We start from the raw sequence: 25,840 nt of genomic DNA on the forward strand, positions 1-25,840 counted from the left end.
CGCTGCTCAGCCCGCCGCGGCGATCTCGGGCGTGGGGTGTCGGTCGGTTCGGTACCCGGCTCGCGCTCGTGGTCGCCGGTGTCGTGCTCCTCGCCGGTGCGGGTGCGGTGGCCGGGCACATCGGCCGCTCGGCACGGCCGAGCGCCTGAGGGGGCCCACGGAGCCCGCGCGAAAATCCGTTTGGCGGACCACGGCGGCCACTGCTACGTTTCCGGAGGCCGTGCGAGAGAACGAGGAGGTGGTACCCGTGAACACAGTATCGACATGGGTGCTCTCCTCCGGGGTCACGGTCGGGCGATAGGTCGTCCGGGAGCGCCGTTCAAGAGCCCTCCCGAAAGGCACGACCATGCACTTCACTTCTGAACAGCGCCTCGACGACGGCGTCCTCGAACGCGAGTTCACCCTCGGCGAGATCCCCGGCACCCTGTGGACGCCTGAATCCGCCGAACCGGCCCCGCTGATCCTGATGGCCCACAACAACGGCCTGCCCAAGCGGGAGCCCCGGCTGGTGGCCCGGGCCCGGCACTACGCGGCGTACGGCTACGCGGTGGCCGCCATCGACGCCCCCGGGTGCGGTGACCGGCCCCGTTCCGCCGCCGACGAGCAGGCCCGCGTCGACCTCCGCCGGGCGATGCGGGCCGGCGAGCCGGTCGACGAGATCTTCGAGTCCTTCATCGGCCCGCTGGTCGAAAACGCGGTCCCGGAATGGCGGACCACCCTGGACGCCCTCCTTGCGCTGCCCGAGATCGGCGGCGGCCCGGTCGGGTACTCGGGGTGGACCGCCGTCGGCATTCGGCTGGCGGTCCTCGAGCCGCGCATCGCGGCCGCCGGTTTCTTCGCCGGCGGTTACGTGCCCCGCGCCCAGCGCGAGGAGGCCCGGCAGGTCACCGTTCCACTGCTGTTCCTGCTGCAGTGGGACGACGAAGGGAACCCCCGACAGCGGGCCCTGGACCTGTTCGACGCCTTCGGCACCAAGGAGAAGACGCTGCACGCCAATCTCGGCGGGCACACCGGCACCCCGTGGTTCGAGTTGGAGGACGGGGCCCGGTTCTTCGACCGACACCTGAAGTGAGGCCGGGCCGCCAGGCCGGCAGCAGACCGCGGGCCCCCGCCAACTCGGATCCCGTCGGTTGATTCCGCCCCGCTGGACTTGGTCCGGCGGGGCGGCGCGCCGCGAAGGGTGGCACGCGCGTGCGAGCAAGCTGCAGAAGGGGCGTCGCGACTGCTCAGGCGGGCCCGTCCGGGCTCCGGGAGAAGGCCGTGTCGCCGGCCATGGCCACGATCGCGTCCTTGACGAGCAGCACGCGCGGCGGGTAGCTCTGCGCTTTGTCCCCGGGGTCGTCCAGCGCGGAGGTGCGCCAGACCTCCGCTCCGGTGCGACTGTCCAGTGCCAGCAGACGGCCGAAGCGGTTGGAGAAATAGACCCGCTTGTACGTCCCCGACACCGCGGGCACGGACAGGCTCTCCACGTCCGTGACCTGCTGCCAGAGTTGTTTGCCGCTGTCCGCCGACACCGCGGTGACCGACCCGTCGGACCGGACGAAGTAGACGACGCCGTTCGCAAGGGTGGCCGCGCCGGTCAGCGGGTGTGCCAGTGGTATCCGTCTGACCTGCCCGGTTTCCGGGGCCACCCGCAGCAGCGCGGTGTACGGTCGTTCGTACCCGGCTTCGTACACGTCCTTCGCGGTCTGGGGAGCGAGGAACAGCGGCTGCCCGCCGACGGCGCCGAGCGCCTCCGCCTTCTTGGGCAGTGTGGCGCTCTCGGTCAGGCTGCCGGGTCCGAGCTTCATCAGATCGACCGGGGCCTGGCCGGGCTCGGTGCCCTCCGAACACAGGGCGTAGGGGACGCCTCCCAGCGCCGACGGAGTGCAGTACTCGTCGAGCGAAGGCGCCCGCCACAGTTCCTTGCCGGACGGTCCGTAGGCCACGAACCACGAGGAGTCGGGAGACAGGGTCAGCAGTCCGCCGTCGTACAGGACCGCCTTCTCGGCCCGGTTGATGTCGCGTTGCCACCGCCGGTGCCCGGTACCGGCGTCGAGAGCCACCACCCGCCTGGTCTCGTCGCCCGGTTCCTCGTACATGTAGACCAGCCCGTCGCGAACGCCGATCGGCTCCACCCCCTGAGGCCGGGTGCCGGTCCGCCACAGGGTGCGGCCGGAGGCCGCGTCGATTCTGGCGGCCGTGAATCCCGTACCGCCGCAGAACAGGGCGCTTCCCTCCGCCACACATCCGGGGCTGCCGTAGTCGAGAGGAACACCCTTCACGTCGTACCGCAGCTTCGTCCGCCACGGCCGCCAGCCGTCGGGCAGTGAGGCGGCACGGGCCGTGGCGGTGGCGTCGGTGGCGGCGGTGGTGTCCGGGGCGGACACGAAGACACCCACCCCGACGCACAGCCCCGTGACGGCCAGCGCCGCGCCGAGGCCGGTGAGCAGCATCCGTGCGCGTCGGCGCTCGCCGGTGCTGGTGCTGGTGCTGGTGCTGGTGCCGGTCGCGGCACCCGCGGAGATGGTGGCCGCGCTTCGCGAAGTGGGGCGACGCCAGGGTTGCGCGGACTGCCCGGTCTCAGGGAACCCGGTGGCATCGGATTCCGGCAGCGCCTGGAGCATGCGGTGGATGTCCGTCAGGTCCGGCCGTGCGGCCGGGTCCTTGTCCAGGCAGCGCTCGACGATGCCCAGCAGCGCTTCGGGCACCCCGCCCAGGTCCGGGGTCCCGTGCACCACCTGATAGCCGGTGATGTACGGGCTGTCGGCGTCGAACGGTCCCGTGCCGACGGCCGCGAACACCAGCAGTGACCCCAGCGAGAACACGTCCGAGGCCGGGGTGACGTCTCGGGGAGAGGACAGCTGTTCCGGCGACATGAAGGGCGGAGTGCCGATCATCCGTCCGGTCGCGGTGAGGTTCTGGTTGTCGGAAGCGCGCGATATGCCGAAGTCGATGACGCGCGGCCCGTCATCGGTCATCAGGACGTTGCCCGGTTTGAGGTCCCGGTGCACCAGGCCCACCCGGTGGATGTCGCGCAGCGCCTCGGTGAGCCCCAGCCCCAGCGCGCGCAGTTCCCGCTGGTTCAGCGGGCCGTCGTTCTTGACGACTTCGGCAAGGTTGAGCCCCGGCACGTAGAGCGTCGCCATCCACGGCCGGTCGGCGTCCGGGTCGGCATCCACGACAGGCGCGGTGAAGGCGCCGCTCACTCTGCGCGCTGCCACGATCTCCTGCCGGAAGCGCGTCCGGAACTCCTCCTCCTGGGCATACGGTCCGTGCACGAGCTTGACCGCGACCTGCCGTCCCGAGGCGGAGACTCCCAGAAAGACGACTCCCATGCCGCCCGCCCCGAGCCGACCGAGAAGGGTGTACCCGCCTATGAACTCCGGGTCCCCGCTGTTCAGGGGCGTCATCGCCGATCATCCTTCCCAGCGCCTGCCTGCCTCACGGGGATCAGACTAGGGCCTGCCCCTCCGGAAACGGAGCCGCGCCCATCACGCATCGGTTTCCCCGTGCCCCGAGCCGTGCGCTGGGTCATCCGTCCAGATGAGGCCCCAACTCCTGCAAGTACGGCACTGTCACTCGAATGGCGCAGCATGACGTGCCACCCACATGAGTGAAAGTCAGGCTGACTAGTGCCCCAACCGAGGCAACCGTGAAAGGGGAACCACATGCGCATTCGACGAATCCTCGTCGCTGCCATCGCCACGGCAGGCCTCGCCGGACTCGGCCTCGCAGGCGCCGCCACCGCCACCGCCGCCGCACAGGGTGCCCCCTCCTACGTCACCCCTTCCGAGTGCAAGCAGGGCGGCGGAACGCCCGATCTGGCAGACAACCTCTGCAAGGGCGGTACGCACAACGGGGAGAAGATCGACTAACCCCCACAAGGCGCCCCGCAGCCACGCGCCGCGGGGCGCTCCCGCGGCGCGTGGCCGGGAGAATCGCAGGGACTGTGCCGACCCGTCGGGCACCCTCGGCTCCCACGCGTTGCCCCATTCCCCATTCCCTGAAATCGAGGCGACACTTTCGGCCCCAGATTGAGAGGATGCCCGGCGGCACGACGTCGGTGGCCTCTGACGGGACGAAAGGGCAGGACATGGCCGAGCTCTACCCTCCGATCGAGCCGTACGACCAGGGAATGCTCGATGTCGGCGACGGCCACCTCGTGTACTGGGAGACCTGCGGCAACCCGGACGGCAAGCCGGCCGTGATGGTGCACGGCGGTCCGGGCCAGGGATGCGTGCCGAACATGCGCCGGATGTTTGATCCGGAGCGATACCGGGCCGTCCTGTTCGACCAGCGCGGATGCGGGCGCAGCACGCCGCACGCGAGTGATCCCGGCACGGACCTGCGGCACAACACCACCGAACACCTGGTCGCCGACATGGAACTGCTACGCGAACACCTTGGCGTTGACCGCTGGTTGCTGACGGGCGGCTCCTGGGGCACCACACTCGCTCTCGTCTACGCCGAGCGCCACCCCCATCGCGTATCGGAGATCATGCTGAGCGCCATCAGCACCACGCGGCGCTCGGAGATCGACTGGCTCTACCGAGACGTGCGGCGCTTCTTTCCCGAGGAGTGGGAACAGTTCAGGGCGAGCGCCGGAACCGACCGCGACGGCGACATCGTCGGGGCGTATGCACGCCTGCTGGGGGACCCCGACCCGCGGGTGCGGTACCCGGCGGCGAACGCCTGGCGCACCTGGGAGGATGTGGTGCTCTCCCTCGAGGCGAAGGCCGTACCGGCCGTCTACGACGGTCGGCCGGACGACGATCTGCTGGCGTTCGTCCGGCTCACGGCGCACTATTACGCGCACGCCGGCTGGCTGGAGGAGAACGCCGTGATCCGCGACGCAGGTCGCCTCGCCGGCATCCCGGGCGTGCTCATCCACGGCCGGCGCCCGGTGGACACCGCGTGGGAACTTGCTCGTGCCTGGCCCGGAGCCGAACTCCTGGTTGACGACCACTCAGGCCATCTGGGCAGCGACATCAAGCGCACCTGGATGCTGAACGCGCTCGACCGGTTCGCCACGCGGTGAAGGGGCCAGGTCGCAGGTGAACGGCCCCTGACCAGGCGAATCGGTCAGGGGCCGTTGCGTTGCGCCGTGCCCGCTCGACACCGCCGTTCCCCGCGGGTCCCGTGCGATCGGGCACGCGTGGTGACCGGCCTCCCGGACGGCTTCCGGTGCTACGGCATCCGGCACACCGGACACACTCTGTCGACCGTTCGGGCGCCACCCGCACCGCAAGGAGGAGCCACCGGAGAGCTGGTGGCGTGTGACCGCGGAGGTTGTCGAGTCCACGCAGGCCTCTGTATCGTCTTTCGATAACATCGATAATCGATAGGGGTGGGTGTCGTCATGTCGAAGGTCCGCAATCCTCTGGAGCCGATATCGACGGCGGTCACGGGCGTCCTGACGCTGCTCGCGGCGCTGACGGGCATGGGACTGCTCGCTTCGCTGTTCGCCGACAACGTGCACGTTCTCGGCATCGGCGAGAAGTCCATTTGTGCCACGGATACCAACACGAGGATCGGCGACGATGCGCAGCCGAGCCCGGACTTCGCACCCGCACCGGGGGCCAGGTTCACCGTGGACGCCCACCCGGAGTACTGCACGGAAGCCCCCAGTACGGTGCAGAGCCTGCTCAACACCGCAACCCAGCTGGCTCCCTTCATCTTCGTCGTCGGAGCACTCCTGCTCGCCCTCCGGGTGATCCGAAGCGCAGCGCGCGACGGCCTCTACACCACACAGACCGCGGAGCGGCTGCGCCGGCTGGGTTGGTGGATACTGGCAGGCAGTGTGCTCACCTCGATTGCTACTTCTATGGCCGAGAAGGCTCTCATCGCCACCCTGAGACTCGACAGCGACATCAGTGCCGTCCCCGCCGGACTGCTGTCGTGGGACGTTCCCTTCCTGGCGATCCTCACCGGCCTCGGCGTTCTCTCCTTCGCCCGGATCATGCGCGTCGGCATCACCATGCGCGAGGACCTCGATGGGACGGTCTGATGCCTGAGGAGAAGCAGGAGCACGCGATCGAGGTCCATCTCGACCGGCTGCTCGAGGAGCGGGGGATGACCTTGACGGAACTTGCCAACCGGGTCGGAGTCACCCACGTGAATCTGTCGATCCTCAAGAACGGCAGGGCAAGGGCCGTGCGGTTCACCACCTTGAGCCGCATCTGCGAGGTACTGGAGTGCCAGCCGGGCGATCTCCTCAGCTACCGCCCGCGCTGAGCTGCGTAATGGCGCGGTTGTGGTGCGCGCACCCACATACCGGTCGTCGAACTGGTCGCGGCCCGCGGCGTACGAGACCGCGGCGACGAGGTGGCAGTCGCGGCCGCGCTCGCACCGCCGGAGCTGCCCGCTGGTGTCGGGCGGCTCCGCGGGAGAGGCGGAGCCGGTCCGGTTCACATCGGCTGCGTGCGTCGGGTCAGTCGGCCGCGGGGCGGCTCGTCGTCCAGGAACGGAGCTTGTCGGGGTTGAGCACGGCCCAGATCCTGGTGATCCGACCATCCCGGATGTCGAACGACAGCACGGTCACAATGACGCCGTCGACCTGGACCGCCAGACCCGGACAGCCGTTCACCGTGCGCTCCAGAATCGTCAACCCGGCTGCCGCCCGCGCCCGGTGGACGTAGAAGCGAGCGATCGCCTCGGCTCCTTCGACCGGGCGGAGCTCGGCCCTGACGCGCCCGCCGCCGTCGCCTGTGGCCGTGGCCTCGGGCGCCAGTACACCGAGCAGGGCGTCGATGTCCTGGGCCTGCCAGGCCTGCTTGAAGGCCCTGACGACGTCGGCGCGACGTGTTGTCCGGGGCTCTGGTGGCCGCGCGGCACGTACGCGCCGACGGGCGGAGGAAGCCAACTGGCGGCAGGCTTCCTGCGAGCGGCCGACGATCTCGGCGATGTCCGCGAAGGGGTAGCAGAAGACGTCGTGCAGGACGAACGCGACCCGCTCGGCCGGGGTCATCGCGTCGAGCACGACGAGGAACGCCATGGTGACCGATTCGTCGAGGGCGACCCGGTCCGCGAGATCAGGGACGTCGGCCTCGGTACCGCGCCCGCTGAACCAGCGTGCGTTTCCCGGCAGCGGTTCCGGGAGCCAGGCCCCCACGTAGCGCTCGCGCCGGGCCCGTGCCGAGCCGAGCAGGTCCAGGCAGATACGGCTGACGACGGTCGTCAGCCAACCGCCGGGGGAGTCGATGCCGCTGCGCTCCTGCGGGGACAGCGCGTACCACCGGGTGTACACCTCCTGGACCACGTCCTCGGCCTCCGACAGGGAGCCGAGCAGGCGGTAGCCGAGGCTGAGCAGCTGGCGCCGCTTGCTCATGATCGTGGCCAGTTCGGGATCGTTCTCCCATAAGGAGGCGCCGGAAGAAGCGAACGGGTCGGTCGCGTCGGTCGGGTGGGTCACGGTCTCGTCAGTCTCCTGGGTCCGGCCTCTGTGGGACGTTCGCCTCACATCTTGCCGGGCTGCGTCGTCCTCATGGATGAACACCCACGCCCGCTCGACAGCACCGGGCATCACCGCAAGAAGGGCACTTCTCATGGCATCTGTGAATGTTGCGATTGTGTATTACAGCCAGACGGGGACGGTGTATTCGCTGGCTCGGGCTGTTGCCGAGGGGGCGGAGAAGGCGGGTGCGCAGGTTCGTGTGTTGAAGGTGGCGGAGACGGCGCCGGTGGAGGCGGTGGAGGGGAAGCCGGCGTGGGCGCAGCATCTGCGGGAGACCGCGGATGTGGCGGAGGTGGGTCTGGATGATCTGGAGTGGGCGGACGCGGTGCTGTTCGGGACGCCGACCCGGTTCGGAAACCCGGCCAGTCAGCTGAGGGCGTTCATCGACACGACGGGTCCGCTGTGGTTTCCGGGCAAGCTTGCCGGCAAGGTCTACTCGGCGTTCACCGCCTCGAACACCGCGCACGGCGGCCAGGAATCCACGATCCTCGCCCTGTCGAACACGTTCTACCACTGGGGCGGCATCATCGTCCCGCCCGGCTACACCGACCCCGTCCAGTTCAAGTCGGGCAATCCGTACGGCACTTCACACGTGGTCGGCGAAGGCGCGCCCAGCGAGACCACCCTCCAGGCCGCCGCCCACCAGGGCCGCCGCGTCACCGAAACAGCAACAGCCCTCAAAGCGGGCCGCGCCAACTGACCCGAGGGTCTCCAAGTCGGGCGTCACAACCGGATCTTGGAGGCCCTCGTCCGGTCCACAGACCCAGAGGCCCGACGTTCTGGCCCAGCGCTCGAATGAACTCGTCCACACGTTGACTGAACGGAGTCCACCGCCATGCCGGACACAACCTCGACCAACCTCGGCCCTCGTGAGGTCTTGGCCCGCTACCAGCGAGCGATGCTCGACAAGTCCGCGGACGATCTGGCCGATCTGTACGCGGTCGACGCCGTGCACGAGTTTCCTTTCCTCTTTCCTGGCATGCCTGAGCGCTACCAGGGACGCGAAGAGGTCCGCGCGGGCTATCGAGCGGCCTGGGACGCAAGCCCGGCGCAACCGCAGGAGATCCGCGAAGTCGTCGTGCATGAGAACACCGACCCGGAGGTGATCGTCGTCGAGCAGGTCGTCTCCGGGACCATGACCACGACCGGCCGGCCCTTCAGCTTCCCGGGCCTCCTCGTGATCCGGGTCCGCAACAGCCGGATCGTGCATGTCCGCGACTACATGGATGGGCTCGGCGTGGCTCACGCGATGGACCGACTGACCGCCGTGGCCGCAAGCCTCAGCGGCCGCTCCTGAGCCTCGCCGACATCGCCACGTGGGTGCGGGCGGGAGGACCCGGGCTTGCCGATCTGCCGGAGATCCTCGACCTGTACGAGTTCGCGCCGTCCCGTCGCGCGAGGCGGGGAGTGGACGTCAGACCGTGCTTGACCTGGCCCGCCGCCTGGCCGACCCGGCCTTCCTCGCCCCGACGGCGGCGCTGGCCGCGGCGACTGCCGCCCTCTCGGTCGGTGTGGGCTTCCTGCCGGTTTCCGGCAGGGCAGCCGGGCTGGGCACGGTCGCGACCGGTGCCGCGGTCTCGGTGCTGGCGGCCGTTGCGGCCGTCGTGCAGCCGAAGGCCGGGCGTGCTCTGGACGACGGTCGGCTGACGACGCGTACCGGCCTGGTCGCGGGGCTGCTGGTCACCGCCGCCGGTCTGGCCTGCGCCGTGCTGCCCGGCCTGGCCGGTGTGCTGCTGGGCGCGGTCCTGATCGGAGCCGGTACGGGCCTGATCACGCCACTGGGCTTCGCCGCACTGGCTGCGAGCACCCCCGCGGAACGTCTGGGGCAGACCATGGGCGCCGCTGAACTCGGCCGCGAACTCGGCGACGCGGGCGGACCGTTGCTCGTCGCGGCCGTCGCCTCGATCGCAACCCTCACCCACGGCTTCGCAGCCCTGGCCGTCCTCGTGGCAGCGGGCGCGGTGGCCGTACAGGCCCGCGGGCGCGGTGTGCCGGCCCGGCCGGCGTCCGAAACGGAAGGGTGAACGCACGTACCCAACGGGAGCCGATGCATCCGCCGGCAGGGCCATGGCCGTGTTGAGGGGGCCCGCCGGACCCCGCCGGGTCGCCGCTCGCGGCCGCCCGCTTCGGTCGGCTGCGGCTGACTCGCGTTCGTAGGCGTGAGCACGGCGGGCGCGGTACGCGGCAGGTCAGGACACGTCGCGTCGCATGCCGGTGGTGACGGCGAGTACCGCGAAGATGAGCGTGTAGATCGCCAGGACCGCGCCGCCGCCCACGCGTGGTAGCAGGTTCTCGCCGGCCATGGCCTTGGCTCCGGCGCCGAGCGCCTGGCCGGCGTTGAAGGGCAGCCAACGGGCGAGGTTGCCGATCAGTTGACCGACGATGCCTTCGACCAGGGCGACCCAGGCCAGCGCGACCGCGACTGCGCCGACCAGGCTGCGGATGAGCGCGCCGACTCCTACGCCGATGGCGGCGAACGCCGCGTTCCAGGCGATGCCGCCGCCGATCGTGGTCCACATCTGTGAGTCGGACCACACGAAGGGCACGGCCTTGTCCGACCACCAGGCGGCCGCGACACCGAGGCCCGTCAGGCTGCTGACCACTCCGGCCAGGGCGCCGAACACCGCGTAGACCAGGAGTTTGGCGCCGATGACGCGTCCGCGTGCGGGAGTGCTCAGACAAGTGTCGGTGATGGTCTTGTGCCGGTACTCTCCGGCGACCGCGAGGATCCCGAACACCAGCGTGAACATCGAGGTCAGGCCCACATGTGAGAGCGCCCCGCTCTGGGTGGTCGTATCGAGCGCCTTCTTCCCGGAGACCACCAGACCGCTGACGCCCGCGGCCACCAGCAGCGGGGCAGCGGCCAGCAGCAGCCACGGGCCGCGGACGGTGCGCAGTTTGAGTACTTCGGTGTGGATCAGGCCGTACATGTCACTCGCTTCTCGTGCTCAGCCACGCGTGGACGCCGTCGTGGCGCCGGTCGCGGAGTCGGTGAGGGGCTTGGACGTCAGCCGGAGGAACGCGGCTTCGAGCGTCTCCCCCTTCGCGTCGGTCAGCTCGGACAGCAGGCCTGTATGGCGCAGCGTGCCGCCGGCGACGATGACCACGCGGTCCACGGTCTGCGCCACCTCGCTCAGCACGTGGCTGGACATCAGGACCGTGCGGCCCTCGCCGGCCAGGTCGCGCAGCAGGTCCCGCAACTCGGCCATTCCGGCCGGGTCGAGGCCGTTGGCGGGTTCGTCGAGGATGAGCACCTGCGGGTCGCCGAGCAGGGCGGAGGCCAGGCCCAGCCGCTGGCGCATGCCGAGCGAGTAGCCGCCCACCCGCCGGTCGGCGGCGTCGGCCAGCCCGACCCGGTCCAGCACCTCCTCGACGCGCGAGCGCGGGATGCCTCTCGCCCCGGCCAGAATCCGCAGGTGGTCGCGCCCACGCCGGCCAGGATGGAAGCCGGTGGCCTCCAGGACCGCCCCGACGACCCGCCGTGGCTCGCTGAGCTCGGTGTAGCGGCGGCCGTCGATCAGAGCCCTGCCCGCCGTGGGCGTCACGAGACCCAGGAGCATGCGCAGCGTGGTGGTCTTGCCGGCCCCGTTCGGCCCGAGGAACCCGGTCACCACCCCGGGCTCCACCTCGAAGGTCAGTGAATCGACGGCGGTCATCGTGCCGTACCGCTTGGTCAGGCCTTTCACCAGGATGCCGCCGCTCATGGTGTGCTCCGGCGCGGGATCGGCGCGAAGGTCGGATACATGGGGGTGCTCGCCTTTCGTGTGTTCACGCGTTGCTTCTCGGCGCCCGGCCGGGGCGCCGAGACCACCCTCCCCAGCCCGTCGCCGCCCGTCGTCGCCCGGCCACGGCAATCCCGGCTACCGCGTCCGTGGGCAGTTACCTGGCCGTCTACCGCGTGCGTGGTACCCCGGGCTGTCACGCACGGCGGACGGCATGCCCGGGACGCCCGCCTATCGTGAAGGCATGAACGCCCTCAGCCACCTGCGTCGCGCCGTGCGTCGGCATGCGCACCTGGCGGACGTGGCGATCGCCCTGGCCGTGTTCGCCGCCACCGTGCTGACCACCTTCGCCGGGCACGATGTCGCCGCCGTGGGCAACGGCACCGTGGCGATCGTCTCCGCCGTGCTCGCCTGTGGGGCGCTGGCCGGGCGGCGCCGGCGCCCGCTGGCGGTGCTGCTGGTCAGCGCTGTGGCCGCGGAGGCGTTCCTCGCTGCCACCGGCGGCACCAGGGGGGTGCTGATCCTGCTCGCCCCGCTGATCGCCCTGTACACGGTTGCCGACCTGGTCGAACGCCGGCGCAGCCTGTCCATCGGCGGCGGCGTTCTGGCCGCGCTCGCCATGGCCCACGCGCCCCTGCTCCATCCTGCGCTGCTCGGCCCGCAGACCTTGGCGTTCATCGCGCTGGGCGGCCTGGCGATCGCAGCCGGCGACTCCACCCGCAACCGCCGCGCCTACCTCACCGAGGTCGAGCAGCGCGCCGAGCGCGCCGAACGCGAACGCGAACAGGACGCGCGGCGCCGCATCGCCAAGGAGCGGCTGCGCATCGCCCGTGACCTGCACGACGCCGTGGGCCACCAGCTCGCGCTCATCAGCGTGCAGTCCAACGTCGCCGGACAGGCGCTCGACCGCGACACCGCGGCGGCACGCGAGGCACTCGCCCACGTGAAATCCGCCAGCCGCAAGGCCCTCGGAGAACTGCGCGACACCGTCGGCCTGCTCCGGCAACCGGGAGAGGCCGTCGCCCCCGTCGCGATTCCCGCGCCCGGACTGGACGCGATCGAGGAGCTGCTCACCTCGCTGCGCGCATCCGGCCTGGACATCGACTGCCGCATTGACGGCCCCGTCGTACCCCTGGCACCCGCGGCCGATCTCACCGCGTACCGCGTGATCCAGGAGTCGCTGACCAACGTCTGCAAACACTCCCGGCGACGGAAGGCCCGGCTCGCACTGAGCTACGGCCTGCACGAACTCCACATCACCGTCGACGACCTGGGAGGCGCAAGCACAGCCGGCGGGTCCGACCCTGGCGCAGCCGCCGTTCCGGTGGGCGGCCATGGCATTGTCGGAATGCGCGAGAGAGTCCTCGCGCTCGGCGGACACTTCGCCGCCGATGCGCGCCCGGAGAGAGCGTTCCAGGTGGCCGCGGTCCTGCCCTACCAACCCCTCGCCCTTCTTCCGGAGCCGACCTCGTGACCATCCGCGTAGTCATCGCCGACGACCAGCCTCTGGTGCGCACCGGTTTCAAGGCCCTGATCCAGCCGGCGCCGGATCTGGAGGTGGTCGGCGAGGCGGGCGACGGGCGCGAGGCGGTGCGGCTGGCCAAGGCCGCCCGGGCAGACCTGGTCCTGATGGACATCCGCATGCCGGTCCTCGACGGTCTCGCCGCGACCCGCCTGATCACCGGCGACGAGGACCTCGCCGGAGTGAAGGTCCTCATCCTCACCACTTTCGAGATCGACGAGTACGTCTTCGAGGCACTGCGCGCCGGAGCCAGCGGCTTTCTCGGCAAGAGCGCCGACGCCGAGGAGCTGCTGCACGCCCTCCGCACCGTCAGCCGGGGCGACGCGCTGCTGTCCCCCGCCGCGACCAGAAGTCTCATCGGCCGCTTCCTCGCCGCTCCCGCCACCCCACGGCCCCTGGACGAGGCCGCCCGCCGGGGGCTCGCCACACTCACCGACCGGGAACGCGAGATCACCACCCTCGTGGCGACCGGACTGTCCAACGACGAGATCGCCGCACAGCTCGTGCTCAGCCCCGCCACCGTCAAGACGCACGTCAACCGCGCCATGGTGAAGGTCGGCGCCCGCGACCGGGCTCAACTCGTCGTCTTTGCCCACCGCACCGGCCTCGCCGAAGCGATGTAGACCGCAACCGGCTGTCGGACGGTCACCGCATCAAGTCCGAGGTCGATCATGCTCGCGGGCCGGAGAAGACCTGGGTCTACGGCGCCTCACGCGTTAGCCGCCGGCCTTGACGCCACCGTCCGGAAGGCTCGGGCATTGCGGCTGAGAAGGCGGGCGACAAGCCTTCTGGCGCGAATCTGGCACGTGGCAAGTGATCGCCAAGGACAGCAAAAAGGCCCCGGTCTCCGACCTGGGCCTTCTTCATGGAGCGGGTGACGAGAATCGAACTCGCGCTCTCAGCTTGGGAAGCGACGGCGCTCGCACAGGCTGCATGGCTCTGACCAGCATGAATACCTGATCCCCGAGGTGATCGTGCGTGTCGGATCGCACCGTCATTGACCGTAGGTTTCCGTCCTTACGGGCATGCGGAGGGCACGCGGTCCGCCCGGCGCGGGGATCAGCTGTTGAACGGGGTGCTCGCGGCCGCACTGCATCCACGAGCGCCTAGCGTCGCCTCTGTCATTCGATCAGAGCCGCGCGGTGCACTCACTCTCCACTGTGCCATTTCGAATGGCATACTCGGAGTGTGACTGACAACTACGTTGACTTCCCGCCCGGCGACGGCCCCACCAGTGGTATCTCCGTCACCTTGACCGCCGGAACTCTGCAGGCCATCCGTGAGCGGGTCGGCAAGCGAGGTGTCTCGGCTTACCTGGAGAAGGCGGCCCAGCGGCAGATCGAGCGCGACAATCTGGACGAGCTGATCGCGGACTTCGACAAGGTGCACGGTCCGGCCGACCCCGAGGCCGTGGCGGCCAAGCGTGCCCGGCTGACTGGAGGCGCCATGAACGCCGGGGCGGCCGCGTGAGCGGTGTCCTGGTTCTGGACAGCGAGGGCCTGGCAAAGGCCGTACAGCGGGATCGGGAGATCCACGAGTGGCTGACGGCGGCTCGCGACGCGGACTTGCCCGTGATCACCTCGGCGGCCGTGTTGGTCGAGGTGATCCATCCGAAGATCAACGACGCCGCACTGAAGTGGACTCTGTCCCGCCTGAGCGTCGAGCCCGTGACCCAAGCCGTCGCGCAATCCGCTGCCGCCTTGCTGCGAGCGGCGGGGCTGCACGGCCACAAGTACGCCATCGACGCCATGCTGTGCGCGACCGCCTTGCAGCATCCCGGCCGGGTGACGATTCTGACTTCGGACGTGGAAGACATCGGGCTGCTCACCGCGGAGCATCCGCGCCTGAGTGCCGAGAAGGTCTGAGCCGCGACGCCTTGTAGAAGCGGTGCTCGCCGTGCGGACGCGGCTCTGGCTCAGCGGTCTCCTGCCTAGGCGGCCGGCCGGCTGCTGGGGGGACACCCTCGCGACCTGCCTCGGATCGGGCTGAACGATAGCGTGGTCGGCATCGGGCAGGGGCGTGTCACGTCCGAGTAGCGGCGCCCCCACTGTTGCGAACCCTCTGGAAGGGCATGGACTCGGGCTCCGGCACGCGCCAGACGATGCGGACTTGCTCGTCGAGAGGAAGCGAGGGGCCACCGATGTAGATGCGGTGGATGAAGTAGAGAACGGCCAGTCTGAATGTCTCCGGTTCGATGTCGGTCGACTTCGTCACCGTGGCCCGGCTCAGCTTGTTCACTTGGCGCACGACGCTTGAATCGGCTTCGAGCGGACCGAGCTCGCTGAGGATCTCCGGATCGAGTTCGGCTTCCTCGCGCATGGCCTGGATCGACCGACTCAGCAGGTCGGGCTCCGCTTCGACCCGGTCGACGATTCGAGCGATGACGTAGTCATGGAGCACATCCGCCTCGATGTTGCCGTGTTCCACCGGTTCTTCGCCCGTGCAACTCGGGCACCCCTCGCACTCAGTGGGTTCGTCAGCTTCCTGACTGGAGACGAAGCACGAGACCACCCACATGATCTCGGCACGGTTCAGCTCCAGTTCCCCGGCGGTCGACAGGTCGGGGTCGCCCCATTGACTAGCGGGATCACTGCCATCTCCGTCTCCATCCCCCGGCGGCGTCATCTCGGAGCGCAGCAGGGACTCCAGACTGACGAGGTACGGTTCCCAGCCGTGCGCGCTCATCAGTAGCGTCGCCAGCGCGTCCCCCGGGCGCTTCCAGAAGATGAGGTCTTCGTCGAAGCCGTTGACGAAGTGCAGGACGTGGTCCGTCGAATCGAACTCCACTCCGGACATCTCGCTCAGGTGGGTCAGGACCGCCTGACGGCCCCGATAGCGTCCGGCGTAGCGGCGGGCCTGGGCGACGAAGAACGGCACAGTGCTGTCGTTCAGCACAGCGTTGGGGCTGACGCCGATGAAACGCGGGGAGTTCAGCGGACCGGACCGGCGGAGCTGTTGGGTGGCGTTCGCCCAGTGCAGTTGTCTGGTGTCGGGGTCGTACACCACGCAGTAGACAGGAATGTTCCCGTCCGCCCAGGTATCACCGTGCTGGTCGACAGGCACCGCGTAGCCGTTGCCTTGGCGCCAGCTAGTCCCACCCTTGACCTGGACCTTGATCGTGTCGCTCGTGAGATGTCCGTCGTCGACGAAGGTGACATAGAAATCCTCTCCGAAGTCGTTCTGCCCGGATATCTCTTGAACGATGTGGTCGTGGTTTTCAAGCAGGGTGCGCAACGCGTTCACGGCAGCCTGACCCACACGCCGCCCCTTTGAGACCTTCGGCATGCCGCGCCTCCTTCGGAAGGTTCCTGCCGGCCCCTGCGGACGAGGGGCCGGTGTCTGCCTGGATCAGCCTGCGCCACACCTATGACACCGGAGCCGGAGCGAGGGAGATTGCAGGGCGCCTGCTGAGCGGCCTGGCATGGCGCGGCCCGGAAACGACTGAGGCCCAGGTCGGTGACCTGGGCCTTCTTCACAGAGCGGGTGACGAGAATCGAACTCGCGCTCTCAGCTTGGGAAGCTGATGTTCTACCATTAAACTACACCCGCGTAAGACGCCGACCGAAGTTCGGGTCCGGCGCTCACTGTACCCCATCCCCGGCGCCCGGTGCTCGAGCCGTGGGGCTGTGTGCGTTCGAAGGGGGTGGTGGCCCTGCGGGGCACCGGAGTTGGGGCGTACGGTGGGGATGTGGGTGAGGGGTCCTGTGGGGCCGGAGTGCCGTCTGGTGGCACGTCTCTTTGATCCCGTAATGTGGCTTTTGTCGTCAGGTGGCGAGAGGCCAGACGCGGTTCTGGGGAAGGGACTTAAGGGACTTGATGGAGCGCACCGTCGTCCGTTGTGCCGAGGGGCACGTGTTCAGCACCGCTTCGTTCCCGATGCAGCAGGCCGAGCGGCTCGGCCCCGGCCGGCTCATGAGGTGTCCACGGTGTGCCAGGCTCCGCAGTGCGGTGCCCGTGGCACTTCAGAAGCGGTAGCGGGAGCAGTGCGGTACCGGCGCGTGGAGCCGTCCTGATGGTGGGGGCTCCGCGCGCCTTGCGTATCCTCGCTACGTGCTTCTCTCAGACAAGGACATCCGGGCCGAGATCGACGCCGGGCGGGTGCGGATCGATCCCTTCGACGAATCCATGGTGCAACCGTCGAGCATCGATGTGCGGCTGGACCGCTACTTCCGGGTGTTCGAGAACCACCGCTACCCCCACATCGACCCCTCGGTCGAGCAGCCCGACCTCACCCGGCTCGTCGAGCCGGAGGGCGACGAGCCGTTCATCCTGCACCCGGGGGAGTTCGTCCTCGCGTCGACGTACGAGGTCATCACACTTCCCGACGACCTCGCCTCCCGGCTGGAGGGCAAGAGCTCGCTCGGGCGGCTGGGGCTGGTCACCCACTCCACCGCCGGGTTCATCGACCCCGGGTTCTCCGGGCACGTGACCCTGGAGCTGTCGAACCTCGCCACCCTGCCGATCAAGCTGTGGCCCGGGATGAAGATCGGGCAGCTGTGCATGTTCCGGCTCAGCTCGCCCGCCGAGGCCCCGTACGGCAGCGAGCGCTACGGCTCCCGGTACCAGGGGCAGCGCGGACCCACCGCCTCCCGCTCCTACGTCAACTTCCACCGCACGCAGGTGTGAGGGCACCCACGACATGAGTGAGACACGGGAGAACCTCAGCTACGAGGACTTCGGCGTCGCCGTGCGCGAGCTCGCGCAGACCATCGCCGACGACGGGTACGAGCCGGACATCGTGCTCAGCATCGCGCGCGGCGGTGTCTTCGTCGCCGGCGGGCTCGCCTACGCCCTCGACTGCAAGAACATCCACTTGGTCAACGTCGAGTTCTACACCGGCGTCGGCACCACGCTCGAGATGCCCGTCATGCTCGCGCCCGTGCCCAACGTCATCGACTTCTCCGACAAGAAGGTGCTGATCACCGACGACGTCGCCGACACCGGCAAGACGCTCAAGCTGGTCCGCGACTTCTGCCTGGACACCGTCGCCGAGGTGCGCAGCGCCGTCATCTACGAGAAGTCCCACTCGCTCGTGAAGTGCGAGTACGTCTGGAAGCGCACCGACGATTGGATCAACTTCCCGTGGAGTGTTTTGCCTCCAGTACGTAAGTCGGGTGAGCCGATCACGCCCTCGACGGAGGCGCTATAGATCCGTCCCCGTTCGGTGCCGCGCCAGATGTCCCGCGGAGTGTCCCAAGTGAATCCCCGGGTTGTCAGTGTCGACCGATATGCCTTCGGTCAGCTCGCCCTGGACGTCAGCTGAATGCTTCGCCCGTACGCGCTGGCCCGCATCCTGCAGCCGGGTACCTTCGTCGCCCCCTGCGACAATGCCGCGATGACGACGCTGGTCGTGGGGCAGGGGAAGGGAACAGCGTGGTTCTTCGTGGGGTGCTCGCGTTGATCGCGGGCAGCGCTTTCATCGTGGTGGCCTGCGGCTACCGTGGCGTGGACATGTGGGCATGGGACTGGGCGGACGTGATGTTTTCGCCCGGGCCGGGCCGACGGCGATGGGGGGAGTTCTGGCCCCTTGGACGGTTCAGACTGCTGTGCGGGGTTCTGGGAGTCGTGTTGGTGATCCTGGGTCTGGTGACAGTGACGTCCCGCCGGGAGGGGAGCGCGCCGGTTGGACCCGAGCTTGATCGAGCCCGTGTGGCGCTGACTGCAACCTGAGCGGCCCATCACCAACCGAGAACGCGAGGCTGAGCATCCGCCGGCATCGCGTTCTCGTGTGTTTGCCTCAGTTACTGCGCTGACCTGCGAATATGGGTCCTGCGGAACTACCCTCATCCAGGCGACGGCGCCTGGCCCGTGCTGCCCCCGTGCCGCAAGGCCGGTACGCCGATCACGCCCTCGAAGGACGCTCTGTAGGCGCCGCGACACGTCGTAGGCGCCGCAACCGCCGTAAGCGGCGGATCGTCGCAGCGCACGGCCCGTAGGACCGCGGCCTGACCCCGTACGGCCCCGCAGCACGCGCCACGGGGCCGTCGCGGTCCGGTCAGGCGGTGGTCATCGCGCACGTGCCGCGGTCGGCCTTCATCGGGCCGGCCGCCGAGGGCCGGACGTCGAAGTCGAACATGGCGGTGGGTACGTACAGCGAGCAGCAGGCGTTCGGGATGTCGACGATGCCGCTGATGCGACCCTCTATGGGGGCGGAGCCGAGCAGCAGGTAGGCCTGCTCTCCGCTGTAGCCGAACCTCTTGAAGTACTCGACCGCGTTGAGGCAGGCCCGCCGGTAGGCCAGCGTCGCGTCCATGTAGAAGTTCGTGTCCGTGTCGTGGTCGACGGAGACCCCGATGAAACTCATGAACTCCGTGTAGCGCGGCTCGACGTTACCGGGCATGAACACCGGGTTGGTGGTGATGCCGTACTTCTCCATGCCGCCCTTGATCAGGTCGACATGGAAGTCGATGAAGCCGCCCATCTCGATGGCGCCGCAGAAGGTGATCTCTCCGTCGCCCTGGCTGAAGTGCAGGTCGCCCGCGGAGAGCTTGGCGTCCTTGACGTACACGGGGAAGAAGGCCCGCGAGCCGCGGGTCATGTTCTTGATGTCCTGGTTGCCGCCGTTCTCGCGGGCCGGCACCGTGCGGGCGCCTTCCGCGGCGATGCGACTGGCGAGGTCCCCGGTGGCCGTGCCGGCGAGCGCGTTCTGGGCGTCCGGGGGGATGGCGAGCGGCGGTACCCGGTTCGGGTCGGTGTCGATCAGCGCCTTCTCGCGGGCGTTCCAGCGGGCGAGCATCTCCTCGGAGGGAGCCGTTCCGAACAGACCGGGGTGGGTGATCCCGGTGTAGCGGATGCCGGGCAGGTGGCGGGAGACCGCCTGCTGGCCGTGGAAGTTCCAGATGGCCTTGTAGGAGTCGGGGAAGTAGTCGGTCAGGAAGCCTCCGCCGTTGGCCTTGGCGAAGATGCCGGTGTAGCCCCAGCCCTGGCCCGCCGCGTCCCCGCGCTGCTGCGGCACGGGACCGAGGTCGAGGATGTCGACGACGAGCAGGTCGCCCGGTTCGGCGCCCTCCACGCCTATCGGGCCGCTGAGCATGTGGGGGATGGTCAGGTCGATGTCGCGTACGTCGTTGGCGGAGTCGTTGTCGCCGATCTGGCAGTCGGTCCAGTCACGGCACTCGATCCGGAACTCCGCTCCCGGCTTCACCATGGTGGCGTTGGGGACGTCCGGGTGCCACCTGTTGTGCCCGGGAACGTCCTGCTCACGCATCGACTTGCTCTGGTCCACACTGAAGAGAGTTTCGGGCATGACAGCTCCTCATTTCTGATCCGGTGAGGTTGGAGCGCCCGCCCCACTGGTCGGCGGAGCGGCTTGGGTCGGCTGAGGCGGTCTCCGGGTGCGCGGCCACAACCCGACGAACATCAGCACGCCGAAGACCCCCAGGGCGATGGCGGTCTCGGTGGGGTGCTTCCAGTAGCCGGAGAGCAGCAGACCCGCGGGAATGGCACCGGTGACCCAGCCTTCGATCGCGGAGATCCATCCCGTATAGGTTCTGAGGTGCTCCCTCTTGAGGCCGAGCAGCAGGAAGAACAGGAACCACAGCAGGGCCCAGTAGAGCCAGATGACCCCGAACGGGTAGTCCTTCAAGAGCCGGAAATTGGCGTACGAATATCCAAGGGCGGCGATTGCCACAAACAATGAGTAATAGCCGACCCCAGTGCTGTCGAGGTCGGCGAGCAGGGTTATGCCCACATAGAGGTAGGTGAAGGCGAACAGGTAGATTCCGGATGCCGCGAGGATTTTCTTGGAGTCGCCGCCGGCGGTGAAGATGAGGTAGGTCGGCGTCAGTACTTGCAGTGCCCCGACGAACAGGTTGAACACTGCTCCCGCCCGGTCATCGACCTTGCCGAGAAGCAGCAACCCGTTCATGAAGAGCACCGCACCGACGAAGAGCAGTCCCACATTGTCCACGGGGACGCACCTCCTGACTCCGCGTGGGGCGGAGGCGGTCAGGGTCGTGGCAGCCGTGAGAGCGCGGGATGCGGTCGCCGCTCCGGACTTGTGCGCGGCGGCACTTCGGAAACCACGGTCGGGGCCTCACGGGCCTGCTCCTCCCGTTCGTGGAGGGCGACGGACGCGCTTGAGGCCGACGACAGGCCAGGCGCGGAGTACACGCGCCTCGCAGTGTTGGTGCACACGGGGCAGCCGTACGTCGTGGGCGCCGTTCCGATCGTCAGTTTCACGTCGAAAGGGCCGCAGTGGCTGCACAGGTATTCATAAGTAGCCATTGTCGCTCCGGAAACTGCTGGACGCTCGCGAACCCGAGTGCGCGGCGCACCTGGAAAAGCGTGTGCCGCAGCTGTTTCCTCCCTTCAAGGAGACGTCCCGTCAATGGGTGTGTCAAATCGGGGGCGGGGTGCTCGGTCCTTTTCCTGCTCGGGTGGCCCGTGGTGTGCGCCGAGGCTCGTTCGCGGCCCCGTGAACGAGTGTCCGCGTTGATCAAGCGTTGCGCAGGACCGGAGCCAAGAGGAGATCCACTGAGGAGATCCATTGAGAAGATCCATTGCGTGTGGGGCAATGGGTCTTCCGGTACGGCCGTGCCCGCAGTCTCAGGGTTGCTGTGAGCCGACTCACCCTGAATATCGCTGGACGGTCGCGGCCGAGACCTTTAGTTTCGGTAAATAGATTGATTTTTCTTATGCGAAGGCATCGGCGCCGCGCATACTGTCCCGCAAGAAATCCAAGGAGGGCGGATCGGTGAGCAACATGGACGCCGTGTGGGTGCGAGGCGTGAACGGCATTCAGTTGCATCACGTGACCGACCTTCAGGACGCCGGCAGGTTCCTGGGCAACGCGGCGATGGCGCTGCGGGCCGCACACGTGAGGACCGGCACCGACCAGTACGCCGGCATCGCCGCCGAGCTGAAGAACCTGGTGGAGCGGGTGCGGGAGCTGGAGGACAGGGCGCGGTCGAGCATGCACGACCTGCACTCCACCGACCCCGAGCGGTTCGTCCGCTGCCGGGACGGTTACGAGCCGTGGCCCGGCGAGATCCCGGCGGGGTTCGTCCCGCGCCACACCTGCAAGGACGAGTGCCTCTACCACGACCGCGGGGTCGTCGAGGCCGTCATGCAGTGCACCTGCGGGCAGCCGCCCTGCCGGGCGTGCGAGATCGGCGGCACGCTCTGACGGGCCCGGACTCGGGCGCCGACCGCGCTGGAGCGGGCGCACGACGGAACTGAGGACCAGCGAGGGGCCCGGCGGTGCGCCGGGCCCCTCGTGTGCTGGTGGGCTGCGGGAAGGCCGCAACAGGCCCTAGAACGTGCCGAGCTTCACGATCGACAGCAGGGCGATCAGCTGGATCGCCGAGGCACCCAGGGCCTTGGGCCAGGGCAGGTCGTGGGAGCTGCGGACCATGAGGGTCAGCAGGACGCCGCACGCGACCCAGGTGGCCCAGCCGAGCAACTGGACGAAGCCCGCGTCGCCGCCGAGGAACATGGCCACGAGCAGACGCGGCGCGTCCGTGATCGACATGATCAGCATGGACAGGCCGACCGTGGGCTGCCAGGCCCCGTCGCCGCCGAGTTGGCGGGCCAGGGTGTGGGTGACCACACCGAGGACGAAGGAGCTGATCACCAGGGCCACGGCGGTGATCAGGACGATCGGGACCGCGTTGGAGAGGGTGGCGTTGATGGCGTCCTGGCGGGCGCCGTCGAAGCCGAAGACCGCGAGCAGTCCGTAGAGGAACGTCACGATGAGGGCGGGGCCCCACATCGTGTAGTCGCGCATCCGGAGGAAGGTCTGCTGGGGGGACAGGACTATGCCCCGCAGCAGGTCGGACCAGTGCAGGCGAGGGCCGATCGGGCCGGCCGGCGCCGAGCCGGCGCGGTAGGTCCCGCCCTGGTCGTAGGGGTCCTCGCCGACCGCGAACGCCTGGGTGTGGCCGGGGTTGTCGGCCGCGTACGGGTCGGGGCCGCCCTGCGGGTGGCCGCCGCCGAAGTACTCCGGCTCACCCTGGTTGCCGTAGCCCCCGCCGCCGTAGCCCCCGTCGTCGGCCCGGGGCCACTGGACGGCCCCGCCCCCGCCTCCGTACGGCGGCCGCTGCCGCTGCCGCGGGTACGGCTGCTGCTGCGCAGGGGGATAGCCGTACGAGGGGGCCTGGGGCGCCTGCTGCCCGTACGGAGGTTGTTGGGTCCGCGCTTGCGGGGCACGATCGTTCCGGCCGCCGCGTCCGCTCCTGAATCCAGCCACGTCATTGAACGTACCCGAGCCCGTGAAGTCACGGGCCGGGCCGGGTGTCCCCGCTGGGCTTTGGGTCCGAGCTGTGACATCCCTTAAGGGGCGTTCCCAAGGGTGTTCCCAGGGTTTTCCGGGTGCTTCTCAGGGGAGCCCACGGGGGCTCCGGGGCGCTGAGTGGCGGCTCGGGGGCCACCGGGCAGGATGGGACCATGAGCGTAGTCAAGATCAACGTACTGACCGTGCCCGCCGAGCAACGCGAGACGTTGGAGAAGCGGTTCGCCTCCCGGGCGCACGCGGTCGAGAACTCCGACGGGTTCGAGTGGTTCGAGCTCCTGCGCCCTGTCGAGGGCACCGACACCTACCTCGTCTACACGCGCTGGCGTGACGAGGAGTCGTTCCAGGCCTGGCTGGAGGGGCCGATGAAGGCCGCGCACCAGGGTGCCGGCGCGGGTGAGGGCGGGGGTGAGGGCGGGGAGCGGCCGAAGCCCGCGGCCACCGGCTCCACCCTGTGGTCCTTCGAGGTCGTGCAGCAGGCCGCGCCCAGGAGCGCGTAGCACTCCCGCGGCCCGCTCCCGGGAACACGGCGACGCCCCCGTGCCGTACGGACACGGGGGCGTCGGACGTGGGACGGCCGGGCCGCCTACTTCACCGGCTCGGGCTCCGGTTCGCTCTCGTCGGTCGCCTCGCCCGCCGGGTCGACCGGCGTCCTGACGGAGTCGAGCAGCAGTTGGGCGACGTCGACGACCTGGACGGATTCCTTGGCCTTGCCGTCGTTCTTCTTGCCGTTGACGGAGTCGGTGAGCATGACCAGGCAGAACGGGCAGGCCGTGGAGACGATGTCCGGGTTCAGCGAAAGAGCCTCGTCGACGCGTTCGTCGTTGATGCGCTTGCCGATCCTTTCCTCCATCCACATGCGGGCGCCGCCGGCGCCGCAGCAGAAGCCGCGTTCCTTGTGGCGGTGCATCTCCTCGTTCCTGAGGCCCGGGACCTTGCCGATGATCTCCCGTGGCGGCGTGTAGATCTTGTTGTGGCGGCCCAGGTAGCAGGGGTCGTGGTAGGTGATGATGCCCTCGACCGGGGTGACGGGGACGAGCTTGCCCTCGTCGACCAGGTGCTGGAGCAGCTGGGTGTGGTGGATGACCTCGTAGTCGCCGCCGAGTTGCGGGTATTCGTTGCCGAGGGTGTTGAGGCAGTGCGGGCAGGTGGCGACGATCTTCTTCGCCGACTTCGGCTTGCGGGACTCGGGGGTGACGTTGCCCTCGTCGTCCGACTCCTCACCGAAGGCCATGTTCAGCGCGGCGACGTTCTCCATGCCGAGCTCCTGGAACAGGGGCTCGTTGCCCAGGCGGCGGGCGGAGTCGCCGGTGCACTTCTCGTCGCCGCCCATGATCGCGAACTTGACGCCCGCGATGTGCAGCAGTTCCGCGAAGGCCTTGGTGGTCTTCTTGGCGCGGTCCTCCAGGGCGCCGGCGCAGCCGACCCAGTAGAGGTAGTCGACCTCGGAGAGGTCCTCGATGTCCTTGCCGACGACCGGGACCTCGAAGTCGACCTCCTTGGTCCACTGAAGGCGCTGCTTCTTGGCCAGGCCCCAGGGGTTGCCCTTCTTCTCCAGGTTCTTGAGCATCGTGCCCGCCTCGGACGGGAACGAGGACTCGATCATGACCTGGTAGCGGCGCATGTCGACGATGTGGTCGACGTGCTCGATGTCGACCGGGCACTGCTCGACGCAGGCCCCGCAGGTGGTGCAGGACCACAGCACGTCCGGGTCGATGACGACGCCCGCGGCGAAGCCGCCGTCGGACGCGGCCTCCAGCGTGCCGATCAGTGGACGCTCGGCCTCCGCCAGCGCCGCCGCCGGGACGCCGGCGAGCTGCTCGGCGGAGGCCTTCTCCTCGCCCTCCGTCGTCTTGCCGCCGCCGGCCAGCAGATAGGGGGCCTTGGCGTGCGCGTGGTCGCGCAGCGACATGATCAGCAGCTTCGGGGAGAGCGGCTTGCCGGTGTTCCAGGCCGGGCACTGGGACTGGCAGCGGCCGCACTCGGTGCAGGTGGAGAAGTCCAGCAGGCCCTTCCAGGAAAACTGCTCGACCTGCGAAACACCGAACACGTCGTCCTCACCGGGATCGGTGAAGTCGATCGCCTTCCCGCCGGAGGTCATCGGCTGCAGGGCACCCAGGGCCGTGCCACCGTCCGCCTCGCGCTTGAACCAGATGTTCGGGAAGGCCAGGAAACGGTGCCAGGCCACACCCATGTTGGTGTTCAGGGAGACCACGATCATCCACACGAAGGACGTGCCGATCTTGATCATCGCGGTCAGGTAGACCAGGTTCTGCAGGGTGCCGGCCGACAGGCCCTTGAAGGCGAGCACCAGTGGGTACGAGGCGAAGTACCCGGCCTCGTAGTGCTCCACGTGGTGCAGCGCGCCCTCCAGTCCGCGCAGGACGTAGATCGCGAGGCCGATGATGAGGATGACGTACTCGACGAAGTACGCCTGGCCGGCCTTGGAGCCGGCGAAGCGGGACTTGCGGCCGGGCCGGGACGGCAGGCTCAGCAGCCGGATCGCGATGAGCACGGCGATGCCGAGGACGGTCATCACGCCGATGAACTCGATGTACATCTCGAACGGCAGGAAGTCCCCGATGACCGGCAGCGTCCAGTCGGCCCGGAACAACTGGCCGAACGCCTGCGCGAGGGTGGGCGGCAGCGTCAGGAAGCCGATGGCCACGAACCAGTGGGCGACGCCCACGATGCCCCATCGGTTCATCCGGGTGTGGCCGAGGAACTCCCGGACCAGGGTCACGCTGCGCCGGTAGGGGTTGTCGGTACGGGTGCCGGCGGGTACGGGCTGGCCCAGCTTGAAGTACCGGACGAACTGACCGATGGCACGGGCGAGCAGCGCGACGCCGACCACGGTCAGGACCAGCGACACGATGATCGCGGCGAGTTGCATGGGGGCTCCTGAGGCGGCCTCGAGATTACTGAGCGGT

The 25,840-nt window shown here is 68.9% G+C and carries 26 protein-coding genes and 1 tRNA gene; 16 read left to right on the forward strand and 11 right to left on the reverse strand.

What is annotated here, in order from left to right; all coding sequences use genetic code 11:
- The first annotated feature begins 346 nt into the window (after positions 1–346).
- Positions 347–1,072, forward strand: a complete 726-nt coding sequence (locus tag ACTYVM_RS15680; protein ID WP_445524647.1) for a dienelactone hydrolase family protein — start codon at positions 347–349, stop codon at positions 1,070–1,072.
- Between the two features lie 154 nt (positions 1,073–1,226).
- On the opposite strand, the gene ACTYVM_RS15685 is transcribed toward ACTYVM_RS15680, so the two are convergent.
- Entirely contained in the window at positions 1,227–3,392 is a 2,166-nt protein-coding gene (locus ACTYVM_RS15685; RefSeq protein WP_445524646.1) for a serine/threonine-protein kinase, read from the reverse strand.
- Between the two features lie 258 nt (positions 3,393–3,650).
- On the opposite strand from ACTYVM_RS15685, the gene ACTYVM_RS15690 reads away from it, so the two are divergent.
- The 4 genes from ACTYVM_RS15690 (at position 3,651) to ACTYVM_RS15705 (ending at position 6,216) form a co-directional block, all read left to right on the forward strand.
- On the forward strand, positions 3,651–3,857 hold the full coding sequence (locus ACTYVM_RS15690; protein ID WP_445524645.1) for a hypothetical protein: 207 nt from the start codon (positions 3,651–3,653) through the stop codon (positions 3,855–3,857).
- A 218-nt stretch (positions 3,858–4,075) separates the two neighbouring features.
- Positions 4,076–5,020 carry a prolyl aminopeptidase gene (pip, locus tag ACTYVM_RS15695; RefSeq protein ID WP_445524644.1) on the forward strand — a complete coding sequence of 315 codons (945 nt, stop codon included), beginning with the start codon at positions 4,076–4,078 and terminating at the stop codon, positions 5,018–5,020.
- Positions 5,021–5,341: 321 nt separating this feature from the next.
- Positions 5,342–5,989, forward strand: a complete 648-nt coding sequence (locus ACTYVM_RS15700; protein ID WP_445524643.1) for a DUF2975 domain-containing protein — start codon at positions 5,342–5,344, stop codon at positions 5,987–5,989.
- Positions 5,989–6,216: a helix-turn-helix domain-containing protein gene (locus tag ACTYVM_RS15705; RefSeq protein WP_445524642.1), complete on the forward strand. Its 228-nt coding sequence runs from the start codon at positions 5,989–5,991 to the stop codon at positions 6,214–6,216. Before ACTYVM_RS15700 ends, ACTYVM_RS15705 begins: the two co-directional genes overlap by 1 nt.
- Before the next feature lie 196 nt (positions 6,217–6,412).
- Here the strand turns inward: ACTYVM_RS15705 and sigJ are convergent, their stop codons facing one another.
- Positions 6,413–7,309, reverse strand: a complete 897-nt coding sequence (sigJ, locus tag ACTYVM_RS15710) for an RNA polymerase sigma factor SigJ (RefSeq protein WP_445524884.1) — start codon at positions 7,307–7,309, stop codon at positions 6,413–6,415.
- A 217-nt stretch (positions 7,310–7,526) separates the two neighbouring features.
- Here sigJ and wrbA point away from each other — a divergent pair, with 217 nt between their 5' ends.
- The 3 genes from wrbA (at position 7,527) to ACTYVM_RS15725 (ending at position 9,459) form a co-directional block, all read left to right on the forward strand.
- Positions 7,527–8,135, forward strand: coding sequence for an NAD(P)H:quinone oxidoreductase (gene wrbA, locus ACTYVM_RS15715; protein WP_445524641.1), 609 nt, complete (start codon positions 7,527–7,529; stop codon positions 8,133–8,135).
- 135 nt (positions 8,136–8,270) lie between these two features.
- Entirely contained in the window at positions 8,271–8,732 is a 462-nt protein-coding gene (locus ACTYVM_RS15720) for a nuclear transport factor 2 family protein (RefSeq protein WP_445524640.1), read from the forward strand.
- Positions 8,733–8,856: 124 nt separating this feature from the next.
- Positions 8,857–9,459 (forward strand): MFS transporter, encoded by a 603-nt coding sequence (locus ACTYVM_RS15725; RefSeq protein WP_445524639.1) that lies wholly within the window; start codon positions 8,857–8,859, stop codon positions 9,457–9,459.
- Positions 9,460–9,624: 165 nt separating this feature from the next.
- Here the strand turns inward: ACTYVM_RS15725 and ACTYVM_RS15730 are convergent, their stop codons facing one another.
- Both ACTYVM_RS15730 and ACTYVM_RS15735 read right to left on the reverse strand, forming a co-directional pair.
- Positions 9,625–10,365, reverse strand: a complete 741-nt coding sequence (locus ACTYVM_RS15730) for an ABC transporter permease (RefSeq protein ID WP_445524638.1) — start codon at positions 10,363–10,365, stop codon at positions 9,625–9,627.
- A gap of 18 nt (positions 10,366–10,383) precedes the next feature.
- Positions 10,384–11,139, reverse strand: coding sequence for an ABC transporter ATP-binding protein (locus ACTYVM_RS15735; protein WP_445524637.1), 756 nt, complete (start codon positions 11,137–11,139; stop codon positions 10,384–10,386).
- 262 nt (positions 11,140–11,401) lie between these two features.
- On the opposite strand from ACTYVM_RS15735, the gene ACTYVM_RS15740 reads away from it, so the two are divergent.
- The 4 genes from ACTYVM_RS15740 to ACTYVM_RS15755 all read left to right on the forward strand — a co-directional run bounded on the left by ACTYVM_RS15740 (position 11,402) and on the right by ACTYVM_RS15755 (position 14,544).
- Complete coding sequence (locus ACTYVM_RS15740; protein ID WP_445524636.1) at positions 11,402–12,631, forward strand: sensor histidine kinase; 1,230 nt, start codon at positions 11,402–11,404, stop codon at positions 12,629–12,631.
- Positions 12,628–13,302 (forward strand): response regulator transcription factor, encoded by a 675-nt coding sequence (locus ACTYVM_RS15745; protein ID WP_445524635.1) that lies wholly within the window; start codon positions 12,628–12,630, stop codon positions 13,300–13,302. The genes ACTYVM_RS15740 and ACTYVM_RS15745 overlap by 4 nt, the downstream gene beginning before the upstream one ends.
- A gap of 565 nt (positions 13,303–13,867) precedes the next feature.
- Positions 13,868–14,149, forward strand: a complete 282-nt coding sequence (locus ACTYVM_RS15750) for a hypothetical protein (protein WP_445524634.1) — start codon at positions 13,868–13,870, stop codon at positions 14,147–14,149.
- Entirely contained in the window at positions 14,146–14,544 is a 399-nt protein-coding gene (locus ACTYVM_RS15755; RefSeq protein WP_361672429.1) for a PIN domain-containing protein, read from the forward strand. The genes ACTYVM_RS15750 and ACTYVM_RS15755 overlap by 4 nt, the downstream gene beginning before the upstream one ends.
- Positions 14,545–14,701: 157 nt before the next feature.
- Here the strand turns inward: ACTYVM_RS15755 and ACTYVM_RS15760 are convergent, their stop codons facing one another.
- Both ACTYVM_RS15760 and ACTYVM_RS15765 read right to left on the reverse strand, forming a co-directional pair.
- Positions 14,702–15,964: a DUF4365 domain-containing protein gene (locus ACTYVM_RS15760; protein WP_445524633.1), complete on the reverse strand. Its 1,263-nt coding sequence runs from the start codon at positions 15,962–15,964 to the stop codon at positions 14,702–14,704.
- 193 nt (positions 15,965–16,157) lie between these two features.
- A tRNA-Gly gene (locus tag ACTYVM_RS15765) sits at positions 16,158–16,228 on the reverse strand.
- A gap of 501 nt (positions 16,229–16,729) precedes the next feature.
- Between ACTYVM_RS15765 and dcd the strand changes: the two genes are divergently transcribed.
- Together dcd and ACTYVM_RS15775 are read left to right on the forward strand one after the other, a co-directional pair.
- Positions 16,730–17,305 carry a dCTP deaminase gene (dcd, locus tag ACTYVM_RS15770; RefSeq protein ID WP_384174675.1) on the forward strand — a complete coding sequence of 192 codons (576 nt, stop codon included), beginning with the start codon at positions 16,730–16,732 and terminating at the stop codon, positions 17,303–17,305.
- Positions 17,306–17,318: 13 nt separating this feature from the next.
- Positions 17,319–17,828 carry a phosphoribosyltransferase gene (locus ACTYVM_RS15775; RefSeq protein WP_445524632.1) on the forward strand — a complete coding sequence of 170 codons (510 nt, stop codon included), beginning with the start codon at positions 17,319–17,321 and terminating at the stop codon, positions 17,826–17,828.
- Between the two features lie 846 nt (positions 17,829–18,674).
- On the opposite strand, the gene fmdA is transcribed toward ACTYVM_RS15775, so the two are convergent.
- Genes fmdA through ACTYVM_RS15790 form a run of 3 tightly spaced genes read right to left on the reverse strand, consistent with a single transcriptional unit; the run spans position 18,675 to position 20,905 of the window.
- Positions 18,675–19,925 carry a formamidase gene (fmdA, locus tag ACTYVM_RS15780; RefSeq protein WP_445524631.1) on the reverse strand — a complete coding sequence of 417 codons (1,251 nt, stop codon included), beginning with the start codon at positions 19,923–19,925 and terminating at the stop codon, positions 18,675–18,677.
- A gap of 9 nt (positions 19,926–19,934) precedes the next feature.
- A complete protein-coding gene (locus tag ACTYVM_RS15785; RefSeq protein WP_445524630.1) occupies positions 19,935–20,588 on the reverse strand; it encodes an AmiS/UreI family transporter in 654 nt (217 codons plus the stop codon).
- A gap of 38 nt (positions 20,589–20,626) precedes the next feature.
- Positions 20,627–20,905 (reverse strand): FmdB family zinc ribbon protein, encoded by a 279-nt coding sequence (locus ACTYVM_RS15790; protein ID WP_445524629.1) that lies wholly within the window; start codon positions 20,903–20,905, stop codon positions 20,627–20,629.
- Between the two features lie 478 nt (positions 20,906–21,383).
- Here ACTYVM_RS15790 and ACTYVM_RS15795 point away from each other — a divergent pair, with 478 nt between their 5' ends.
- Entirely contained in the window at positions 21,384–21,806 is a 423-nt protein-coding gene (locus ACTYVM_RS15795; protein WP_445524883.1) for a hypothetical protein, read from the forward strand.
- A 126-nt stretch (positions 21,807–21,932) separates the two neighbouring features.
- On the opposite strand, the gene ACTYVM_RS15800 is transcribed toward ACTYVM_RS15795, so the two are convergent.
- Positions 21,933–22,868 (reverse strand): Yip1 family protein, encoded by a 936-nt coding sequence (locus tag ACTYVM_RS15800; protein ID WP_445524628.1) that lies wholly within the window; start codon positions 22,866–22,868, stop codon positions 21,933–21,935.
- Positions 22,869–23,065: 197 nt separating this feature from the next.
- Here ACTYVM_RS15800 and ACTYVM_RS15805 point away from each other — a divergent pair, with 197 nt between their 5' ends.
- On the forward strand, positions 23,066–23,410 hold the full coding sequence (locus tag ACTYVM_RS15805) for an antibiotic biosynthesis monooxygenase family protein (RefSeq protein ID WP_445524627.1): 345 nt from the start codon (positions 23,066–23,068) through the stop codon (positions 23,408–23,410).
- Between the two features lie 86 nt (positions 23,411–23,496).
- Here ACTYVM_RS15805 and ACTYVM_RS15810 read toward each other — a convergent pair whose 3' ends face one another.
- Positions 23,497–25,803 (reverse strand): (Fe-S)-binding protein, encoded by a 2,307-nt coding sequence (locus ACTYVM_RS15810; protein WP_445524626.1) that lies wholly within the window; start codon positions 25,801–25,803, stop codon positions 23,497–23,499.
- Positions 25,804–25,840 lie beyond the last annotated feature (37 nt).

The sequence above is a fragment of the Streptomyces cyslabdanicus genome, assembly GCF_052663305.1.

Excerpts from the sequence above, each read along its gene's own strand:
- ACTYVM_RS15680 (WP_445524647.1), top strand. The coding sequence starts at position 347 with ATGCACTTCACTTCTGAACAGCGCCTCGACGACGGCGTCCTCGAACGC.
- ACTYVM_RS15685 (WP_445524646.1), bottom strand. The coding sequence starts at position 3,392 with ATGACGCCCCTGAACAGCGGGGACCCGGAGTTCATAGGCGGGTACACC.
- ACTYVM_RS15690 (WP_445524645.1), top strand. The coding sequence starts at position 3,651 with ATGCGCATTCGACGAATCCTCGTCGCTGCCATCGCCACGGCAGGCCTC.
- pip (WP_445524644.1), top strand. The coding sequence starts at position 4,076 with ATGGCCGAGCTCTACCCTCCGATCGAGCCGTACGACCAGGGAATGCTC.
- ACTYVM_RS15700 (WP_445524643.1), top strand. The coding sequence starts at position 5,342 with ATGTCGAAGGTCCGCAATCCTCTGGAGCCGATATCGACGGCGGTCACG.
- ACTYVM_RS15705 (WP_445524642.1), top strand. The coding sequence starts at position 5,989 with ATGCCTGAGGAGAAGCAGGAGCACGCGATCGAGGTCCATCTCGACCGG.
- sigJ (WP_445524884.1), bottom strand. The coding sequence starts at position 7,309 with ATGAGCAAGCGGCGCCAGCTGCTCAGCCTCGGCTACCGCCTGCTCGGC.
- wrbA (WP_445524641.1), top strand. The coding sequence starts at position 7,527 with ATGGCATCTGTGAATGTTGCGATTGTGTATTACAGCCAGACGGGGACG.
- ACTYVM_RS15720 (WP_445524640.1), top strand. The coding sequence starts at position 8,271 with ATGCCGGACACAACCTCGACCAACCTCGGCCCTCGTGAGGTCTTGGCC.
- ACTYVM_RS15730 (WP_445524638.1), bottom strand. The coding sequence starts at position 10,365 with ATGTACGGCCTGATCCACACCGAAGTACTCAAACTGCGCACCGTCCGC.
- ACTYVM_RS15735 (WP_445524637.1), bottom strand. The coding sequence starts at position 11,139 with ATGAGCGGCGGCATCCTGGTGAAAGGCCTGACCAAGCGGTACGGCACG.
- ACTYVM_RS15740 (WP_445524636.1), top strand. The coding sequence starts at position 11,402 with ATGAACGCCCTCAGCCACCTGCGTCGCGCCGTGCGTCGGCATGCGCAC.
- ACTYVM_RS15760 (WP_445524633.1), bottom strand. The coding sequence starts at position 15,964 with ATGCCGAAGGTCTCAAAGGGGCGGCGTGTGGGTCAGGCTGCCGTGAAC.
- ACTYVM_RS15775 (WP_445524632.1), top strand. The coding sequence starts at position 17,319 with ATGAGTGAGACACGGGAGAACCTCAGCTACGAGGACTTCGGCGTCGCC.
- fmdA (WP_445524631.1), bottom strand. The coding sequence starts at position 19,925 with ATGCCCGAAACTCTCTTCAGTGTGGACCAGAGCAAGTCGATGCGTGAG.
- ACTYVM_RS15790 (WP_445524629.1), bottom strand. The coding sequence starts at position 20,905 with ATGGCTACTTATGAATACCTGTGCAGCCACTGCGGCCCTTTCGACGTG.
- ACTYVM_RS15795 (WP_445524883.1), top strand. The coding sequence starts at position 21,384 with ATGGACGCCGTGTGGGTGCGAGGCGTGAACGGCATTCAGTTGCATCAC.
- ACTYVM_RS15805 (WP_445524627.1), top strand. The coding sequence starts at position 23,066 with ATGAGCGTAGTCAAGATCAACGTACTGACCGTGCCCGCCGAGCAACGC.
- ACTYVM_RS15810 (WP_445524626.1), bottom strand. The coding sequence starts at position 25,803 with ATGCAACTCGCCGCGATCATCGTGTCGCTGGTCCTGACCGTGGTCGGC.